21 protein-coding genes are annotated in these 18993 nt (G+C 61.0%); 11 read left to right on the top strand and 10 right to left on the bottom strand.

Annotation, left to right across the window (positions count from 1 at the left end; translation table 11 throughout):
- Positions 1–7 precede the first annotated feature (7 nt).
- The 5 genes from AC3QL2_RS16555 to AC3QL2_RS16535 all read right to left on the bottom strand — a co-directional run bounded on the left by AC3QL2_RS16555 (position 8) and on the right by AC3QL2_RS16535 (position 3585).
- Positions 8–994: an aromatic/alkene monooxygenase hydroxylase subunit beta gene (locus AC3QL2_RS16555; protein WP_493236202.1), complete on the bottom strand. Its 987-nt coding sequence runs from the start codon at positions 992–994 to the stop codon at positions 8–10.
- Positions 995–1043: 49 nt separating this feature from the next.
- Entirely contained in the window at positions 1044–1358 is a 315-nt protein-coding gene (locus tag AC3QL2_RS16550) for an MmoB/DmpM family protein (RefSeq protein WP_493236201.1), read from the bottom strand.
- 13 nt (positions 1359–1371) lie between these two features.
- On the bottom strand, positions 1372–1707 hold the full coding sequence (locus AC3QL2_RS16545; protein WP_493236200.1) for a monooxygenase system ferredoxin subunit: 336 nt from the start codon (positions 1705–1707) through the stop codon (positions 1372–1374).
- A 28-nt stretch (positions 1708–1735) separates the two neighbouring features.
- Positions 1736–1996 (bottom strand): toluene-4-monooxygenase system B family protein, encoded by a 261-nt coding sequence (locus AC3QL2_RS16540; RefSeq protein WP_481121397.1) that lies wholly within the window; start codon positions 1994–1996, stop codon positions 1736–1738.
- 83 nt (positions 1997–2079) lie between these two features.
- Positions 2080–3585, bottom strand: a complete 1506-nt coding sequence (locus AC3QL2_RS16535; RefSeq protein ID WP_493236199.1) for an aromatic/alkene/methane monooxygenase hydroxylase/oxygenase subunit alpha — start codon at positions 3583–3585, stop codon at positions 2080–2082.
- A 334-nt stretch (positions 3586–3919) separates the two neighbouring features.
- On the opposite strand from AC3QL2_RS16535, the gene AC3QL2_RS16530 reads away from it, so the two are divergent.
- The 4 genes from AC3QL2_RS16530 to AC3QL2_RS16515 all read left to right on the top strand — a co-directional run bounded on the left by AC3QL2_RS16530 (position 3920) and on the right by AC3QL2_RS16515 (position 7025).
- The gene (locus AC3QL2_RS16530) at positions 3920–4303 is read left to right on the top strand and encodes a type II toxin-antitoxin system RelE/ParE family toxin (protein ID WP_493236198.1); all 384 of its coding nucleotides are present in this window, start codon (positions 3920–3922) and stop codon (positions 4301–4303) included.
- Positions 4287–4589 (top strand): helix-turn-helix domain-containing protein, encoded by a 303-nt coding sequence (locus AC3QL2_RS16525; RefSeq protein WP_493236197.1) that lies wholly within the window; start codon positions 4287–4289, stop codon positions 4587–4589. The genes AC3QL2_RS16530 and AC3QL2_RS16525 overlap by 17 nt, the downstream gene beginning before the upstream one ends.
- A gap of 350 nt (positions 4590–4939) precedes the next feature.
- A complete protein-coding gene (locus AC3QL2_RS16520) occupies positions 4940–6130 on the top strand; it encodes a methyl-accepting chemotaxis protein (RefSeq protein ID WP_493236196.1) in 1191 nt (396 codons plus the stop codon).
- 7 nt (positions 6131–6137) lie between these two features.
- A complete protein-coding gene (locus tag AC3QL2_RS16515) occupies positions 6138–7025 on the top strand; it encodes a nitrate- and nitrite sensing domain-containing protein (protein ID WP_493236195.1) in 888 nt (295 codons plus the stop codon).
- 8 nt (positions 7026–7033) lie between these two features.
- Here AC3QL2_RS16515 and AC3QL2_RS16510 read toward each other — a convergent pair whose 3' ends face one another.
- Positions 7034–8095, bottom strand: a complete 1062-nt coding sequence (locus AC3QL2_RS16510; RefSeq protein WP_493236194.1) for an MBL fold metallo-hydrolase — start codon at positions 8093–8095, stop codon at positions 7034–7036.
- A gap of 124 nt (positions 8096–8219) precedes the next feature.
- Complete coding sequence (locus AC3QL2_RS16505) at positions 8220–8495, bottom strand: hypothetical protein (RefSeq protein WP_493236193.1); 276 nt, start codon at positions 8493–8495, stop codon at positions 8220–8222.
- Positions 8496–9234: 739 nt separating this feature from the next.
- Here AC3QL2_RS16505 and AC3QL2_RS16500 point away from each other — a divergent pair.
- From AC3QL2_RS16500 to AC3QL2_RS16490, 3 genes are all read left to right on the top strand, one after another.
- The gene (locus AC3QL2_RS16500; RefSeq protein WP_493236192.1) at positions 9235–10170 is read left to right on the top strand and encodes a hypothetical protein; all 936 of its coding nucleotides are present in this window, start codon (positions 9235–9237) and stop codon (positions 10168–10170) included.
- Positions 10171–10201: 31 nt separating this feature from the next.
- Complete coding sequence (locus tag AC3QL2_RS16495; protein WP_493240271.1) at positions 10202–11296, top strand: IS5 family transposase; 1095 nt, start codon at positions 10202–10204, stop codon at positions 11294–11296.
- Between the two features lie 520 nt (positions 11297–11816).
- On the top strand, positions 11817–12677 hold the full coding sequence (locus AC3QL2_RS16490) for a DNA adenine methylase (protein WP_493236296.1): 861 nt from the start codon (positions 11817–11819) through the stop codon (positions 12675–12677).
- Positions 12678–13182: 505 nt separating this feature from the next.
- Here AC3QL2_RS16490 and AC3QL2_RS16485 read toward each other — a convergent pair.
- Positions 13183–13644, bottom strand: a complete 462-nt coding sequence (locus AC3QL2_RS16485; protein ID WP_493236298.1) for a GNAT family N-acetyltransferase — start codon at positions 13642–13644, stop codon at positions 13183–13185.
- Between the two features lie 211 nt (positions 13645–13855).
- Between AC3QL2_RS16485 and AC3QL2_RS16480 the strand changes: the two genes are divergently transcribed.
- From AC3QL2_RS16480 to AC3QL2_RS16465, 4 genes are all read left to right on the top strand, one after another.
- Positions 13856–14059 (top strand): cold-shock protein, encoded by a 204-nt coding sequence (locus tag AC3QL2_RS16480; RefSeq protein WP_493236300.1) that lies wholly within the window; start codon positions 13856–13858, stop codon positions 14057–14059.
- A gap of 277 nt (positions 14060–14336) precedes the next feature.
- On the top strand, positions 14337–14594 hold the full coding sequence (infA, locus tag AC3QL2_RS16475) for a translation initiation factor IF-1 (RefSeq protein WP_493236302.1): 258 nt from the start codon (positions 14337–14339) through the stop codon (positions 14592–14594).
- Positions 14595–14672: 78 nt separating this feature from the next.
- A complete protein-coding gene (locus AC3QL2_RS16470) occupies positions 14673–14861 on the top strand; it encodes a hypothetical protein (protein ID WP_493236303.1) in 189 nt (62 codons plus the stop codon).
- Positions 14862–15158: 297 nt separating this feature from the next.
- Entirely contained in the window at positions 15159–16103 is a 945-nt protein-coding gene (locus tag AC3QL2_RS16465; RefSeq protein ID WP_493236304.1) for a sensor domain-containing diguanylate cyclase, read from the top strand.
- A 110-nt stretch (positions 16104–16213) separates the two neighbouring features.
- On the opposite strand, the gene AC3QL2_RS16460 is transcribed toward AC3QL2_RS16465, so the two are convergent.
- The gene (locus AC3QL2_RS16460; protein WP_493236305.1) at positions 16214–17167 is read right to left on the bottom strand and encodes a GGDEF domain-containing protein; all 954 of its coding nucleotides are present in this window, start codon (positions 17165–17167) and stop codon (positions 16214–16216) included.
- 168 nt (positions 17168–17335) lie between these two features.
- A complete protein-coding gene (locus AC3QL2_RS16455; RefSeq protein WP_493236306.1) occupies positions 17336–18949 on the bottom strand; it encodes a methyl-accepting chemotaxis protein in 1614 nt (537 codons plus the stop codon).
- Between the last annotated feature and the right edge of the window lie 44 nt (positions 18950–18993).

Here is an 18993-nt window from a genome sequence, read left to right as displayed (position 1 = left end):
AGCCCGGTCAGAGGCCCAGGCCGCGGCGAAAGTCGCGGGTGGCGGCCTTGGCGGATTCGGCGGCGCCCGGCACATCGGGCAGCACCGCGCAGTAGGCATCGATGGCGCGGTCGGCCAGCGGCTCCCACTTGGCGATCCAGCCCTGCATCAGTTCCTTGTTGCCCGGCGTTTCCTGGGCCATGGCGGCAAAGGCCGTCGCCCAGCGGCGGTGGCGAGCCACGTCCATCAACTGCGCATCGGTGATCAGGCCCAGCAGCGTGTCACCGTTGTGGCGGGCGGATTCGCCGAGGCGGCGCAGCACGGTCTCCTCGACCGCCGGCTTGACCACCAGGTTCAGCACCACCACGGCCTCGCCCCAGTCCCACACGGTCAGCGCCTTCTCCATCAGCTCGCGGAAGCCCTGCCAGGCGGAATCCTCTTCCCAGTAGCGCCGTTCGTCCGCGCCAAAACCCTTGTCGGCGAAGGTCTGGGACAGCTCCTTGGTGCGGTAGGCGGTGTGGCTCAGCCAGCGCAGGCTGTCGGCCATCTGGAAGTAGTTGCAGTTGGTCAGCGTGCTGGCCGGCGACACCTGGCCGACGTAGGCCGACGCCATCTGCAGGGTGTGGAACAGGTAGCGGGCCGGGGTGTACAGGCGGGCCAGCGTGCCGGCCCAGCGCGGGTCGAGGGCCTTGTCGTGCTCGCGCTCGTTGAACTGGTCGAACAGGCCGAAGACGTAGGTCTCCTGGCCGTCCTGCATCAGGTTGTAGGTGCGATAGACCACCTCGTCCGGATCGCGGAAGGCGTTCCAGTCGGCATGCTTCAGCGCGGTACCGAAGGTGTTCTTCTTGTACCACTGGTTCATGAACATGTTCGGGTCCAGCTCGTAGGGCGAGTCCGGGCGCTTGTCGTTGTAGTGCAGGTTGGTGCTGACGATCTCGTATTCGCTCGGCTTGCGGCGGCGGGCGGCCAGGTGGCTCCAGGTCTTCTGGGGCTTCAGGACTTGAATCTCGGACATGCGGTGTCTCCTCGCGTCGTTCTTGTCTGGGGTGGCGGTCTGCGGCCGCTCAGAGCGTCTTGTTGAAATAGAAGCGGATCTGGTCGTCGCGGCTCTCGATCTGGCCCGCGAAGGAGCTCAGGTCCACCTCCAGGTCGTTCATGCGGAACGGGCGCCCCAGCTCCTCTTCGATGGTGGCCTGGCGCAGGATCATTTCCTGGTCGGCGTGGATGCGGATGTAGGCGCGCTTGTCGTCCACGAAGATTTCCTTGCCCGGGTTGTCCACCTTGGCGGCCTCGATGACCGCCTGGGCCAGGTCGCCGGCGCGCATCACCGGGCCGACCATGTTGTTGTGATAGGCCTGCGCCGAATTTGCAGTGCTCATGCTCGTGTCCTTCTTAACTGTGGGCAAACAGGGGCTCGACGCCCTCGGTGCTGACGAACACGTCGTCGCCATCGATCTGCACCGGATAGCTCGCCAGCGCGCAGTCGTCCGGGTTGATGCCCTTGCCTGTGCCCGCATCGAACTGCCACAGGTGGGCGCGGCAGATCAGCTTCTTGCCGTCGAACTTGCCTTCCGACAGGGCGATGTCCTGATGCGGGCAGATCGCCTGGAAGGCCTTGATCTCGCCGCCGTCGGCACAGACCAGCAGCACCTCGTGGCCATTGACGGTGTAGGGCGCCATCTCCCCTTCCCACACGTCATCGACCGTACATACCTTGGTGAAACTCATGCTCTTGCTCCTCGATCCGGCAGGCGCCTCAGGCGGCCTGCCAGATGATGTCCACCGTCTCGGTGGGCTTGAAGCCCGCCTCGGCAACCTTCAGGTTGCGCGGCAGGAACTCGGTGCTGCCGTGGCGGCGCACCCGCAGGATGTGGCCCGGCCGGTCACGCACGCGGCGGCCGACGGAATGCACGGCGGCAGCAGCAGCCACCTCGTCCATGGTGTGCTCCGTATCCACGGGCACCAGCTGCAGGACGAAATCCCCCTCGAAATTGGAGGTCAATGGAAAAAGGGCCATGGTGCAAATCTCCTCGTGTGGCACACGACGCGCCGGCAGCAAGCCTGCCGGGCGCGCCGGATCAGGGGGTCAATGGGGAAAAATCAACCCGCCTTACGGGTCTCGCGGAGGGCGCGGTAAACCTCGGCCCAGGCGTAGTTGTGGGCGTCGTCGCCGATCTCGCCCGGAGCCAGGCCCATGTACTGCAGGGCGCCGCCCAGATCCATCGGCTGGATCATCCCGGCCAGGAAGCGATCGACGATGGACAGGTGGCCGGCGTAGCGCTCGGGCTCCTGCTGGAACACCCAGCGATCCACCTCGGAGCCGAAGTGATACAGGCGGCCGTTGTATTCGAGCGGGTAGTCCTTCACGTCCCAGCCCTTGCCCGGCACGCCGAGGATGGGCAGCTGGCACATGTTGCAGACGTAGGGCAGCGTTTCCGGATAGGTCATGGCCATGTTGCCATCGACCACGTTGTCGATGAACACATCCCAGCACTGGCCCCAGGTGTCGTTCCAGCCGGGGTACTTCTCCTCCAGCCAGGCGCGCTCGTCCGGGGTCACGCCGGCGGCCGGGTTCCACCACAGGGTCGGGCGCCAGAAGTAGGAGCCCAGGTGCATGCCGTGGTGGGTCTGGCCGATATCCTTCAGGAAGATGTCCCAGTACCAGGGCAGATCCAGGCCCATGTCGGTGAGGGCGCGCTCGAACTGGGCGACGATCCACTCCTCCATGAACTCCTTGAAGGACTGCTTGCGGTGCTCCAGCGGGGTGTAGTAGTCCATGATCGGACCGGTCAGCACCGAGAACAGCTTCCAGGCGCCCCACACCGCAATATCCACGCGCTTCTGCGCTTCTTCCTTCTTGCCGTTCTCGATCAGCACCTTCAGGGCCGGGCCGCCGATCTGCGCATGGCGCGACTCATCCGTCTGGATGCTGGAGATCAGGTTGGCGAAAGTATGGTCGCCCGCCTCCGCCGCATCCGCCGCAAGACCGAGGAACTGCATGTTGGTGAAGCCGGTCTCGAAGCTGAAGGTCAGCATGATGGAAACGCTGATCGCGTCCCGCGTCATCATGATGTCGTCGAAGAAATGGCGGGCCGCGATCATCGCCCACTCATTGGTGTCGTAGGCCTTGAAGGCCCAGTCCATCTGGCGGTCCTTCGCCACGTGCTCGTGGGGGAAGTAGAGCTGCATCTGGCCGTGGCGGATCTCGTCCATACAGCCCAGCGTGGACATGTTGCGCATGCCCGGCGCCTTGGAGAACCGCATCATCCGCGCCTCGGCGCTGGCCGCCGCGTATTCGCCGCGGGCAATCGCGCCGTAGTGCGCCTTCATCACCGACTTCCAGCCCGGATCGGCGTTCTCGAAAATCCGGCTGCGCTCCAGCGCCGCCTTCACCGAATAAGCCCCCGCATCCTTCTCGCGCTGGACCTTCACGTATTCCGGATAGGTCTGCTTGTAGGGCTCGTCGTAGTTTTCCCAGGCGGCGAGCGGCAGACCGAATTCGCCCGACAGCTTGGGCGGAAACAGTTCGTCCTCGGTAACGTACTTGGGTGTCCAGTTGGTGGAACGGGCCAGGTCATACCAGTCCATCCGATTGAGTACGGCCATTCATGTCTCCTTCATAACGGGATGCAGGAGCCCTGCAGCTCCCCCTCGTATCCGGTCGATCTGCGCCGACCGGAGCGACCAGCCGAACCGACGCTGCGTTTCGACCGTGTGGAGGAAAGTTATAAGGAAACAAAAACGCGGGGTATTAGACGATGGTTTAGGTGCTGTGCAGCATGGGGGCGACGACACAAACCCAAAATGGATAAATTGGCAACAACAGAGTGTGCCGCCCAATCAATAATGGAGCAGCAACACGGCCGACCTGACAAAGCACATACCCATCACTTTGAACATTGAAAACCATACCCGTATCGGGCATAGTTTGGAAAACCAGATGACGCACATCCTCAAGCGGAAGGATTTTGCACGGTGGCAGGTGGGCGAGAAGCTGCCCGACACCGTCTTGTGCAAGGCAGTCAAGGAAATGGAAGACGGCCTGATCGACGCAGATCTGGGCGGCAACCTCTACAAGAAGCGGGTGGCGCGCCCCGGCGGCGGAAAGAGTGGCGGCTACCGTACGCTGCTGTCAGCCAGGATCGGCAACCGCTACGTGTTCCTGCACGGTTTTCCCAAGAGCGACAGAGCGAACATCACTCAGAACGAGAAGAAGGCGCTGCAATTCGCAGGCAAAGTGTTCCTGGAACTGTCCGCCGAAGATGTGTCGAAGGCATTGCAGTTGGGTGTTTTACTGGAGGTGCATTGTGAGCAAGATCATTGAATCCCTGCGCGACGACCTGGCTACGCTCAACGAGGCGGGAGCCATCAGCAAAGTGACGATGCGCGAGTTCGACGCGATCTGCCCGCCGCCGGTGCGGGCGTTCAACGCTACAGACATCAAACGCCTGCGTGAAAAGCTGCAGTTCAGCCAGCCGGTATTCGCGCTACACCTGCACACCACCGCTTCGACCGTGCGCAAGTGGGAGCAAGGCGAAACCCATCCCACGGGACCGGCACTCAAACTACTCAATATCATCGCCGACAAGGGCTTGCAGGCCATCATCTGATGCCTGGCTGAAACGGGCCCTCCCGTCAATCCGGCGGTTGCCCCCTCGCCCGCAGGTAGTTGTCCTGCAACATCGGACTCATGATCTCCAGAGCTAGCCGCACGAACTAGCTCATTTCAGACTTTGAACATGGCTGTAGTGCTGTCTCTGATACTCCAGGTTCGATGGCGACTTTCTGCACCAACGTAGTGCACAAAAGTTGACTACGGTGCTCAGGTTTTGCAGAGGGGATGCACCGACATGGGGCCAGCTCCTTCAAGTCATTGATTCAATGAAGCAAGACTCTGCTTCGCTTGGTGTGGCATATGCCTTGCTGATGGCTTCTCCTGATGACTTCGTGGAGTTTCAGCATGGCAGGCATTCCGAACACCTCGCAGGCAGGCAGCGGTAATCAAGGCCTGTGGCCGCTCCAGGGCTTCGCCTGGGTGAGCACGCTCGTGGCGGGCCTCTGCGCCGGAGCGCTGCTTGCCGGTGGGCCGGGCTGGCTGCTGGCGCCGGGGCTGGTGCTGCTCCTTGCCTCGCTGTTCGCCGCGCTTGCGCTGCCGCGCCGGATCGCCCGTGCCGTTGCCGAGATCGAACGCGTCGTGCTGGCGCTTGCCGAGGGCCGGCTGGTCACCCGTATAGATCTGGCCGCCTGTGGCCCCTTCGTGCCTCTGGCCGAGCGCATGAACGGCATGGCCCGTTCGCTGACCGGCATCTTCCTGGCCTTCTCGCGCATGGCTCAGGAAATCTCCAGCGTTGCCGGCGAGAGCAATCGCAACGCCAGCGGCGGCGACCGTGGCGTCCGCCAGCAGCGCGACATCACGCTGTCGTCGTCGGCAACCCTTGAAGAGCTCAGCGTCAGCCTGAGCATGACCAGCGAAAGCGCCTCCGGCGCCCAAAGCGTCGCCGAGGCCTCGGGCAGGATGGCCGAACTCGGTGCCGGCCGCGTTGCCGGCCTCGCCGACAGCCTCACGAAGCTTGCCGAGACCGTGCGCCAGAGCGCCGAAAGCGCCGAGCGCCTGGGCCAGCGTTCGCAGGAGATCGACGCCATCGTCGTGCTGATCTCCGACATCGCCAGCCAAACCAACCTGCTGGCCCTCAACGCGGCCATCGAGGCGGCGCGGGTCGGCGAGCAGGGGCGCGGCTTCGCCGTCGTCGCCGACGAAGTGCGCAAGCTCGCCGAGCGGACCACCAACGCAACGCGCGACATTGGCGAGCGCATCACCGGCATGCGCGACGAGGTTGCGGTGATGATCGGCACGATGGGCGACACCCGCCGCAGCGCCACCGCCAGCCTTTGCGACGCGGGCGTTGCCGTCGACGACCTGCGCCAGCTCGAAAGCAATTCCGCCCAGACGCTGGCGCTGATCCGCGACATCGCGGCGGCCAGCCGCGAACAGAGCGAGGCGGGCCAGAGCATTGCCCGCGACATCGAACAGGTGGCGCAGCTGGCCGACACCAACGAGCAACTGGTGCGCGAGAACAGCGAGCTGTCGCGCTACCTCGACGACCTGGCCGGGCAACTGACCACGACCCTGAAACAATATCAATACGAGTGAGGCCACCATGGACAGCCTGATCTACCCCCTGATCGCTCTCGCCACCGTGATCGCCGCGGCCACCGGGTGGCTGCTGCGCCAGCGCACGCCCCCGGCGGCCCGGCAGGCACGCGAGGCGACACTGGCCGGCTGCCAGGCCATGCTGGCGCTGGTCTGCCACTTCCAGCAGCACCGCGGCATGAGTTCGGCGCTGCTGTCCGGCGACCACAGCTTCCGCACCCGCCTCGACCGCAAGGCCGCGGAGATCGAGGCCCTGATCCCGGCACTGCAGGAACTCGCCCGCATCGAAACGGCGATGCCCTTCCCCTGCCTGACCAGCAATGATCTGTCGCTGTTCAAGTTCAACTGGCAGGCCCTGCGCGACAAGCTCGCCGGCCTGTCGGTCGAGCAGAGCGTGGCCCAGCACAGCCTGCTGATCGCCAGGCTGCTCGACTGGCTGGCGGCGCTCGGCGAGTCGCGGGTCGAGCCGGTGCTCGGCGACCGGGCATTGGCCCGCAACTACCTCGGCCGCCTGCCCGCATTGACCGAATGCCTCGGCCAGGCGCGGGCCCTCGGCGCCAGCGTCGCAGCCCGCCATGCCTGCTCGGCGGTGGCCCGCGTCCGCCTGATGTTCCTGGTCACCCGCGCCGAAGCCCTGCTCAGCCAGGCCACCAACGCCTGCAGCAGCATGCCCGAAGCCGACCGGGCAACGCAGGCTGTTCAGCAGATGGCCCGCGTCGTGCGGACCCAGATGCTGTTGAGCTCGGACATCAAGGTCAGCACCGAAGAGTACTTCCAGATCGCCACCCAGGCCGTAGACGGCGTCTTCGGCTGGATTGGCGGTTGCGGCCGCTCGGTGTCCGCCAGCCTTGCCCGTCGAGACGGCGCTGCGGATACCCGACTCTCCGTTGCCTGACGGCGAGCTCACCGAGACGGGAACGAATATACGGCCTGATTGCGTGCCACCACCCGCTCATCCAGGTCGTCGCTGGTGGCAAGGAGCGCGCGATAGCTCTCCAGGTCTTCGCGGTCCAGGGAACGGCCGGGATCGCCCGTTGCGGCTATCGCCATGGGCCTTGCCCCCAGCTGGAAGGTCGATCCCAAGCCGGCATACAGGTAGTGCTCGCCGAAGGCCTTCCTCAGGGCGGTGAAGGTCGGCTCGCCCGTGCAGTGGCCGGGAGCCAGGTAGTCCACCTTGTAGGTGTCGTGGAGGATGGTGACGATCTTGTCGATATCCGGGTCCTTGGCCACCACCAGATGGAAACCGCCGGCGATGAAATGGACGCGGGGATTGATCCTGGCCGCAGCCTCAACAATCCTGTCGATGCCCGGGTGAGCGCAGCCAACCACCACCACCATCCCATCGGGCGTGTCGATGGCCAAGGAGAGTTCCTTCAGCTCCATGGTCCCCGGCTTGTCTGAAACCAGGGCAATGAGGTGTATTCCGGGCATGATTTCGGTGGTCTTATCGACCAGCCGGAAATTCGCCCCCGGCCACGCGGCACCGAAGCGCATGACCTCCGGCGGCGCACCGTCGAAGTAGCGCTGCTCCGGCGGCAGGGACGAATCCGCGCGGAAGAAACTGCCCGGGAGATCGGCGCCATAAACGCCGAAGCCCTCCTTGGGCGCGTAAATCGGCACCTTGGGATTGACGGCCAGGAGATAAGCGAGCCCGCCCATGTGATCCCCATGGCGGTGGGACATCACGACGAAGTCGAGACGCGAGAGATCGACCCCCTTGGCCTTCGCGTTCCGGGCCAGGACATCCGGATTGTTGCCGGTATCGAAGAGGATGCGTTTCCCGCCGTATTCCACGAGGGCCGCATACCCCCAATCCTTCTGCATCGCAGACGCCTTGCCAAACGCGTCGTAAAGCACGGTGATTCTCGCCACCTGGGGATCGGCAGCGGCAGACGGACCGGGACTTGAACAACCAGCGATGAAAAAACTCGCGACGAGCCCGAGGGCCCATATCAAGGTTTTCATGGTTTTTCCTTTCGCTCTGTTGATCGCACTACAAGCGGCAGCGCTTTCGCGCTGCATCGGGAACCGACGCCATATCGTCTAGTGCTAGTACCGGCACGGAACCATGTCAATCCGGCCCCTCCCGTCAATCGGGCGTCCGCGCCTCCCCTCGCGCCCGCAGCGCCCCGAACAAGTCCTGTATCTCCCGCGCCATCATTGAGCACGCCCACAGGTAATTGTCCTGCAGCGTCGGATTCATGCGCCGGAAGGCATCCCCCGCATCGCCATAGGTCATGGCGAGCAAGGACAGCAACTGCACCTGCCGGGCGGAAAGCTGATCGACGATGGCCAGCGCATTGGCCTCCTCGGCCAGCCGGTAAAACGGCCCTGCCGGCGCGGGGAAACTGAGCGGCGTACTCATCGCAGCGCCCTCCCCTCGCCCCGTGCCCGGCGCGGAAGAGGCGAAACAATTACGACGGCATTAGGGATGGACGCGTGCGAACCAACGCACGCCAGGGTGGAAACAACCATGGTGCGGACTCCTTGTTTGGAACACTTCCGCTCTCCGTCGCCAAACGGGGGGCGGGCCAAAGCAGGGTTGGCGAACCGGAAACAAGGAACCGGCAGGGCCGAAGCCCTCCCCACCCGGCCCGCCATTGATCATGGACGCACCAAGGGCGCACGGATAAAAAAAGCCGCTGCGCGGCTCACTATCCGCCTTGTTTTCAGCAGGTCGCCAAACCTGATCGCTGTTGTTTCAGCGACGGGCGGGAGTATCGGCTGGGTGTTGCGGGGGCGTCAAGGGAGGGTGGTGGCGGGGATGAATGGGGAAATCGTCAAAGGATTGCGAGTCTATGAAATTTGAAAAATGTGAAGTGGTTCGCTGCGGGAGCCTCAAATTTCATGGGATACATTTATCCAAAAGAAGTATGTCTTTCCAATTTAAACTCAACTTCAACCACTAGTCCTCAACCACCACAATTCGTGCACACCAAGAAAAATATTTCTATAGGACAGCGCAGATCAAGCCTATTCATCATTCATTAGCCGGATTATCAATTAGCCACAATAGGCTCTCCGCATTGAGCCGCCCCAAGAAGACGCATTGAGTCTTTTTATTTAAACAACCATCAGGATTTACAAAAAACTGGGAAATGAATATGAACCAAGAGGTAAAAACAATCAAACTAAAGGACCTAGTACTCTGGACCGAGAATCCACGCGACCCAATTGACGAAGAGTCAACTGATCAAGACATCGTAGATAGAGCACTTTCTGACAAGTTGTCGAAATGGAACCTTCCTCGGTTAGCAAAGGAGATGGGGGCGCGTTACGACTTCAGCGAACTCCCCACCGTCGTTTTACATGGCAATAAGCCCGTGGTATACGATGGAAACAGAAGAATAGCCCTTGGTAAAATAAAACAAGGACTGGTATCTTCCCACGACCTGGATCTAGAAACTATTCCTTCATTTCCGGAGGCAATCCCCTGCAACGTCTGCTCCGAGTCGATTGCACTCGAAAACATTTGGCGAAAACACGCAGAAACTGGCTCATGGCTTCCGCTTGATAGGGATATCTTTCTTTACAAACACATGAAGAAAGAAAAATCAGTATTCTTATTAATGGAAGAGAATACAGGAATCATCACAGCAAACCCTAGCCTCAACCAGAGATTCGTCAAGGACGAAATATTTCGACAAGACATCTTAGAGAAACTTGGTATTTCGTTCGTAGATGGGGCTCTCTACAGCAAACACAATCGTGAAGAGACCCTCGCACTGCTAGACGATATCTCTCGAAAAATTGAGGACAAGAAAATCACCACCCGCCAGAATCGCGGCAAAGTTATGGAGGTTTTGGACCCTGAGTCTCAACGAATTGTCGAAGAGAACAAAAAGAACAAAGCAAGTCCTGTCGTATTGAAGCGACCCGAAAAAAAAGCGGACACAACAGAGAAGTCGCCCACTCGACAAAGCAAGCGCTCACGGGCGAAGCCTGCAAGAATTTTTGGCGGCCCCCTTTACCTACGCATTGGGGACGTTAGCAGGCTGATGCAGAACCCAGTGAACGATCCGGCCACCCACCTGTCCTAGCCGTATCCTTCAAACCCCAGGCACAGCACCGATGCGCGGCGAAGTCGATCCCCAGTCCTCGATGTTCCACTATTTCTCGGTCGAGTCCCGGATTCCGGCCGATCATCCGCTGCGTCCGGTGAAGAAACTGGCCGACTCGGCACTCTCGGCGATTTCCGCGGAACTCGATGGGCTTTACGCCAAGGGCGGCCGACCGTCGATTCCGCCGGAGCGGTTGCTCAAGGCGCAGTTGCTGATCGCGTTTTACTCGGTGCGCTCGGATCGGCAGTTCTGTGAGCAACTCGATTACAACCTGCTGTTTCGCTGGTTTCTCGATCTGGACCTGGAGTCGGGTGGATTGGATCAATCCAATTTCAGCCGCCTGCGCGAGCGATTGGTGGAAACGGACATCGCCCGTCGTTTCTTTGACGAAGTGGTGCGTCTGGCCCGCAAGGACAAGCTGCTGTCGTCCGATCACTTCACCGTGGATGGCACCTTGATCGACGCTTGGGCATCCTTCAAGAGCTTCAAGCGCAAGGACGACGACGAGCCCCCCAAGCCCGGCGGTGACGGCACCGGCATGGTGGACTTCAAAGGCGAGAAGCGTTCCAACGCCACCCACCGGAGCACGACCGATCCCGACGCGAAGCTCATGAGGAAAGGCAACGGCCAACCGGCCAAGCTCAGTTACGGCGGCCATGCGCTCATGGAGAACCGCAGCGGCCTGTGTATCGATCTGCTCATCACCGATGCGACGATGGCCGAACACAAAGCGGCTCGCCAACTGCTCACCCGCGCCCGGCGCCGCAGGATTCATCCCAAGACGCTGGGGGCCGACAAGGGCTACCACGTGAAGGACTTTGTCCAGCATTTGCGCGAGCACAAGATCAAACCTCATATCGCCCGAATTGAAGGACGCAAGACACCGGGCCTCGATGGACGGACGACCTGCACCGAAGGCTACAAGGTCAGCCAGCGCAAGAGAAAGCGGGTTGAAGAGATCTTCGGGTGGTTGAAGACGGTGGGTGGAATGAGAAAGACCCGTTTCATCGGAGAAGCCCGAACCCAGATCGCCGCCTATTTGTCGGCAGCGGCGTACAACCTGCTGCGGATTGCGAAATTGCAGACGATGGGGAGTGCGGCATGAAGCGGCACTTGGAATCGGGTGAAAACCCATTTCCCTGCCCAGTCTATGGGCATAAAAATGGGATTGAGAATCCAATTTCGGGAATGAAGTCATGAGAGATCAAACAACGGGCTTCAGGCTGGACGTGGAGTCTGAGCTTTTTGCATCGGCCTGTTAGCAACTTATATCGCGATATCGTTGACCTGCACAGCTTTTACCACGACAAAAAGACGTCGCTCTCAAGTATCTTCCCGTCCGTCATTCGCATGGCACTACGACTGCTATGCGAAGCAGCCGCAAAGGAGTGTCAACAAGACATGGCAGCGTATGTAAAATCTAGGTTTCAAAGGGCAAAATCCACCCTAGACCAGGATACAAAAACTACGCTATCGAACCATAACGTCACAGAAAGTAGTCTTGTTCAACTCTTACACACGGGGGCCCATAACTATGCGGCCTCAGCCAACATCGAACAAACGTTGGCTGTCTCAGTAATCCTTGGAGCCCTCCTCACAGACTCCCATGGCAAGGCGTAACTAGATTGAGCCACTTTTTTTCACCTCTCCGCTACCCCGGTGGAAAGAATTGTATATTTCCATTTGTCTCGAGGCTGTTTTACGAAAACGGGTTGCTAGGGACTGTGTATGCCGAGCCTTATGCAGGTGGCGCAGGGCTTGCGTTACGTCTTCTTTTCGAAGAGTACGTGGAGCGGATTTACATCAATGATTTAGATCGTTCAATTTATTCTTTCTGGTCTACCATACTTGAACACACCGATACCTTCTGTGACTGGGTAGAGAGCGTCGACGTATCGGTAGAAAACTGGCTCCAATATAAAGAAATTCAGAACATAGCGGAGACGACCGACCTTTTCGAACTAGCCAAATCAACGTTCTTCCTCAATCGAACCAACGTATCCGGAGTCATTAAAGGCGGGATCATTGGCGGTTACGATCAAAAAGGTCGCTACAAAATTGACGCACGATTTAACAAGCAGGACTTAATATCGCGAATACAGAGAATAGGGAAATTCAAGAAAAGAATATCAATCTCAAACCTCGATGGACTGGCGTTTTTAAAAAAAATGAATGCCCGCCCTGAAGAGATTTTTATCTATCTCGACCCTCCGTACGTTCAAAAGGGGGCAGATCTATATATGAATTTCTATTCAAAATCGGACCACGAGAGGCTCTCTAAGCACGTACACCAGATAAAAAAGAAGTGGATGGTTTCCTATGACAACCACGACTTTATACTTAATTTATACGCATCCGAAAAAAAAGTACGTTACAAACTCTCTCAAAGTGCATCCAATCGAGTTGGCGACGAGGTACTAATTTTCGCAGAGAACATCGCATTCATCGACTCCATTAAGTCTCTCAACACCCCCGTTTGCTTCTGATTAAAAAATGCGTCCTTCCCCAGTCACTTCAACCGCCCAGCGCGATACCGTTGAACCAAGCAGCACTCACCGCCCAAAACACGGTGCCCGCTGAGCGCGACGCCCAGCTATCCGGGGTTTTCGCGCAGTGCAGCTCCCTCCACGCTGAGCCCACTCCCCTCCCAACCGCGTTCTCTTCCCTCTGAGCCCCGCCGTTGATGCTCCGATTTGAACTGGCTCAGCTCGGAGCGGAGCAAGTTCAAATCAACGTTAAGCCGGCCTCCTTCAGACTTGAGCCCGCTTCCCTCCGACTTGAGCCAGCTTCCCTCCGAGCATCAAGAGCTTCCCTCCGAGCATCAAAAGTTCATCTCCGAGGATCTCGAGCTCAGCTCGCCGCATCAAAAGTTCAAGTCCGGGGATCTCGAGTTCAAGTCTGAGCTGAACAAGTTCAAGTCCGGGCTTGGACAGTTCAAATCGGAGGGTCGAGCACTTCGCTCCGGGCTCGGACGTGTCCGGAGTTTTGTGCTCAGGCTGCCTGCAGCGACATCGGTTGATAGCGCACCCCGTTCCGGGCCTGCGCTTCCGCGGTCGGTACGAAGCCGAAGGCCGCGTACGTGGGCACGGCGTACAGGGATGAATTCACCGTGAAGCGGGGGGTGTCGCCGGCGCCGGCCTTGAGGCGCTGCCACAGGCCGCGGGCAATGCCTTGCCCGTGCAGGTCGGCGCGGACGAACAGGTGGTGGACGTGGGTCTGGCCCCGCAGCGCGGCGACGCCGACCAGTTCGGTCCCGACGCAGGCCACCACGTAATCGATGGCGGGGTCGGCGATGCAGCGGGCGACCGCGTCGACGGAGAAGTTCTCCAGGAAGGGCCCCGCCTCGGCGGCGGCGGGATCGGCGAGGAAGTAATGGGCGAGGCCGCCGATCAGGTCGGCCACGGCCGGTGCGTCGGATGGCTGGGCGCTGCGGAGCGTGCACTTGAGGGGCATGGGAAGGACTCCAGGGATGATTTTATTTTCAGATTTAGTTGCAATGTTGCTCGATAATGCGTATGGTTCGACCGAGCGATTTCTAGTTGTGTCGTGATCTTGTTGGTCTAGTATCCGCAGTCCTGCGGCAGCATTCCCCCATTTTTACCTGGCCTTCTCGATCTCGCCCCACTCAGGGGCTATGCCCCATCATTTTTCGGAGCTTCAAGATATGGCAACAGGTACTGTCAAGTGGTTTAACGATTCCAAGGGTTTTGGCTTCATTACGCCCGATGACGGTGGTGAAGATCTCTTCGCCCACTTTTCCGCGATTCAATCCCAAGGCTTCAAGAGCCTGGCGGAAGGTCAGCGCGTCAGCTTCGACGTGACGACCGGCCCGAAGGGCAAGCAGGCCAGCAACATCCAGATCGCCTGATCTTCCCGGCATCATCCCAGGCGGCTGAATCCTCTCGGCCGCTTGCAAGCTCTTGTGCCGGCCTGATGGTCGGCGCAGGCGTGGAATCGGTTCTTCCGGATTTCCATGCAAACTCAGCAGTAAATCAATCGATCCAGATCAGCACGGAGCCAAGGCTCAAGCGCTCTGCGCCGGCACGCGCATTGCTGCCCTGCATCGCGATCAGCAAGCCCACGAGCATTGCCCCTGAGCCCCGTTTCTTTCGGGCTTGACCTCATTTACCCCTGGAGAAACGACTATGGCCAAGGAAGACCTGCTTGAAATGCAAGGTGTTGTGATGGAAGTGCTGCCGGATTCGCGCTTTCGCGTCACCCTCGACAACGGACACATGCTGGTGGCCTATAGCGGCGGCAAGATGCGCAAGAATCATATCCGCGTGCTGGCCGGCGACAAGGTGTCCCTCGAAATGTCCCCTTACGATCTGAGCAAGGGCCGGATCACCTTCCGCCACATCGAGGGCCGCACGCCGCACGCACCACGGACGCCCCGCCGTTAAAAGGTGTCGGGCACGCCCGCCTTTCAGCGCTGAAGATCGTCGTTCATTCGGCCCATTGGGACCTTAGGAGAAGCATTCGTGGCGAAGCCAAACTACCAGTTCGAAAAGCGCCAGCGAGATCTGGCCAAGAAGCAGAAGCAGGAAGAGAAGCGTCGCGAGAAGCTTGCCAACAAAGCGGCCAACGCCAACGGCCCGCAGGCGGACGTGTCGGAAGCCGATGTGCCGAAGAACGGGAACGGCACGGATTCCGGGACGGCATCGGCTTAACCCTGCCGCACCCGTAGCAAGCCCTGACGTCTGGCGTCCCCATCGGGAACGCCAGACGTTTTGCATTCAGGCCTGCCTCGCGCGCATTCGGCATCCAATGGCCGTGCGCATGTATTTCCAACTCTCCTGCGCGTGTAAATCCATTTACGTCAATCAATCACGGGAAATTCTGAAAGCGCGCCCCGCACGGTAAAATCACGGCTACACGCAGGTATTCGCCGTACTGACTTCATTCGCCCTATGCTTTTGCATTCTCTTCTAACGGAACGCTTTGACAGCAAACACAGCAGTGAGGAAATGCTGCAGATCCTGGCGTCGGTCCTGAACGCGTTTCCCGTTGCGTGCTTCCTGATCAATAGCGAGCACCGGGTGATTCACTGGAATATGGCGTGTGAGGTTCTGACCGGCGTATCTGCACGTGCCATCATAGGCACCAAGGATCAGGGAAAGACGTTCTACGCCTGCGACCGGATGGTCATGGCCGATCTGGTCCTCGATGGCGCGGCGAACAATCAGGTCGATGCGCTCTACCACGGCAAGTTCCGGCCTTCTTCAACAATCCCCGGCACCTATGAGGCCGAGGACTTCTTTCCCCACTTTGGCAAGGAAGGGCGCTGGCTGTATTTCACGGCCGCCCGCATCTGCGACGTGCATGGCACGCCTATCGGTGCGATCGAAACCTTGCAGGATGTGACGGCGCGCCGGCAGGCCGAGGCGGCCCTGCACTTGAGCAATGAGCGCTTCAAGGCGCTCAGTTGGATCGACGATCTGACGCAGCTCTACAATTCGCGCCGGTTTCATGAGGTGCTCGACAATGAGATTTCGCGGGCCGCACGCTACGCCCATCCACTGTCGCTGATGGTCTTTGACATTGATTACTTCAAGCAGATCAACGATACCCATGGGCATCAGGAAGGCGACCGCGTTCTGAGGCTGATTGCCGAACACCTGCGCCAATGGCAGCGCGAGGCCGACCATCTGTTTCGTTTTGGCGGTGATGAGTTTGCCGTCATCCTGCCGGAGACCAATGCGGCCGCTGCGCACGCCGCCGCAACGCGATTGGTTGAGGAGTGGCGGCAATTCAACGGCAGCGGAGCTGGCGCAGTAGCCCATGGCAGTACGCTCAGCGTCGGCGTCACCCAGTTAAAAGCGGATGACACGGCAGAGACGTTTGTTCGGCGGGCCGATCAAGCGGCCTATGAGGCCAAGCACCTCGGGCGGGATCGCGTTATCAACGCGTAAAGCCCGCTCGATCGTCGGCGTTTTTCGTTCCGTACAGCCAACACCTCGCGGCCCCATCGCTCTCCAAGCGGTCCGGGCTTCAACAGTTCAAACCGGAAGGGCGAGTGCCATCACCCGCACACGCAGTTCCGCCCCTTGCGCTTGGCCCGGTAGAGTTTTTCGTCGGCGCGCTCGATCATGGCGACGTGGTCGCCGCTGCCGTCCGGCACCATGGTGCTGAGGCCGGCGCTGATGGTGACGATGCCGGCCGGTGACATGGCGTGGGGGACTTGAAGGTCGGCGATGATGCCGCGGCATTTCTCGGCGATCTGCAGGGCGGCGTCGGCCGGGGTTTCGGGCAGGATCAGCGTGAACTCCTCGCCACCGTAGCGGGCGAACAGATCGCTGGAACGCACGGGCATGGCGCTGATCGCCTCGGCGATGCGCTGCAGGCAGGCGTCGCCGCGCACGTGGCCGTAGTGGTCGTTGTAGTTCTTGAAGTAGTCCACGTCGAACATCAGCAGGGACAGCGGTTGCCCGCTGCGCCGGGCGCGCGCCCATTCAGCGGCGATGGTCTGCTCGAACAGGCGGCGGTTGGCGATGCCGGTCAGCTCGTCCTGCTTGGCCAGGGCTTCGAGCTTGCGATTGAGCTGGAGGACCTTGTCTTCCATCTCCTTGCGCTCGGTGATGTCGAACATGAAGCCGACCAGGTCGGTGGTCGCGCCATTCGCGTCGCGGATCACATGCACCACGTCGCGGATCCACACATAGCTGCCGTCGGCTTTCAGGGCCCGGTAGTCGGCTTCGTGATCGGCGCCCTGCTCCGACTGGCGGATGCAGAAACTGGCGGTGCGCTCCCGGTCTTCCTCGTGGATGCGCTCGATCCAGTCCATCGCCCCCAGCCAGCTGTCGCGGGGCCAGCCCAGCAGGCTTTCAATCTGCGGCCCGATGTAGTCGAACTGCTTGGTCTGCCAGTTGATCTTCCACGGAATCGCCTTGGTCGATTCGAGCAGGGTCTTGTACACACCCCAGTCGTCGCTGCGTTCCAGCCTGTCGATACCATTGAAAGTCTGCGCGTCTGCCATCGTCTTCTCTCGTCCGGGGTCTCTCCGGCCCGCCATGGCCGGCCGGAGAGATTAGCGCGGAAATTTTGCAGGGAAGGACGGCGCAGAGCGGGACTGCGGTACTTGTGCACACTTTGGGGAAAGTGTCATAAAGCGTTAAGGGGCGTGGCACGGATGGGGCGCAGGACCTTACAACCGGAAGCGCGCCACCGACTCCCGCAGTTCGCTGGCCAGGGTTTCCAGCCGCTTCACGTCTTCGTCCGCGGCCCGTACCGATGCGGCGGACTCTTCGGCCATGCGGGCGATGCGTTCGACGTGCTGGGCGACGCTGGTGCCGGCCTGGCTTTGTTCGGCGGTGGCGCTGGCCACGTCGCGCACCTTGGCGACGGTGGCTTCGGCGCCGGCGCTGATCTCACGCAGGGAGGCGGCGGCGGCGGTGGCCATGTCGACGCCGCGGCCGACCAGCGGGGTGATGGCCTGCATGCTGCCGACGACGGAGCCGGTGTCGGACTGCACGGCGGCGACCATGGTGGTGATCTGGCCAGTGGCGCTGGTGGTGCGTTCGGCGAGCTTGCGCACTTCGTCGGCAACGACGGCGAAGCCGCGCCCCTGTTCGCCGGCCCGCGCGGCTTCGATGGCGGCGTTGAGGGCGAGCAGGTTGGTCTGGTCGGCGATCTCCTTGATGACGCTGGCGATGCCGCCGATCTGCGAGGAGCGGTCGAGCAGGCCTTCGATGAGGCGGGCAGCCTGGCTGACCTGCTGGGACACGCCCTGGATGGTATCGGCGGCGCGCTGGACCATCTGCTCGCCGTCCCTGGCCACCTGGCTGGAGTGCACGGAGTTGTCTTCGGTTTCCCGCGCGCTGCCGGAGATGTGGTCGATGCTGACCGACAGCTCCTCAATGGCGGCGGCGGTGGATGAGGTGGCGTCGGACGACAGCTGGCTGGCCTCGTCGATGCGCGTCATCTGGCGGCTGAGGCTGGAGGAGATGTGGCCGAGCAGCGTTGCACCGCGCTGGATGCCGTCGATCATCTCGCGCAGGCTGGTCTGCATGTGGGCGACGGAGGCCAGCAGGCTGTCGCTGCCCTGCTCGGCCACCAGGTGCTGGCCGAGGTTGCCGGCGGCAATCTCCCGCGCGACCTGGGCGGCGTAGTCGGGTTCGCCGCCAATCCGCCGGTAGATGCTGCGCGCCATCAGGCCAGCCAGCACGGCGACGACGATCAGCACCACGACGCCGAGGCCGATGAAGCGCCAGGCGAGGCGCCAGAAGGCGTTGTCGATGTCGTCCACCCACGCGCCGTAGCCGACGACCCAGTTCCAGCCCTGGATCTTGGTGACGCCGTTGATCTTGGGCAGCTCCACGTCGGTGCCGGGTTTCTTGACGAGGATTTCCGCGTAGCCGAACTCGTTGCCGTTGAGGGCGTCGAGGTAGCGCTGGAAATCGCGGCGGCCGTCGGGCAGCGTCTTGCCGAGGTCGATCTTGCCGGTGTCCTTCATGTTGGGCAGCACCAGGCCGAGGCCGTCGGTGGTGCGCGCCCATACGTACTTGGCCTTGCCGTCGCGCATGGCGGCCAATGCCTCGATGGCGCGGGCCTGGGCGTCAGCGTGGCTCAGCGTGCCGGCCTGCTCCAGCGCCTGGTAGCGGGCCACGGTCTGGGTGGCGAGGATCAGCACGGTGCGCAGTTCGTTCCGCCGTTCGTCGAGCATGGTGGTGCGCAGCGTGGTCAGCGCCACGCCGGCCACCACGATCAGCCCCAGGATCGCGCTGGCGACAATGAGGCCGAGGCGTCGTGAAAGCTTCATGGTTGGGTTCCCTCCTACTGTTTTGCGGCTCTAATGGAAAACGG

Source organism: Zoogloea sp. GW822-FHT05C07, from assembly GCF_058800215.1.
Note: the sequence above shows the minus strand (reverse complement) of the source record. Positions and strands in the feature narration are given on the sequence as shown.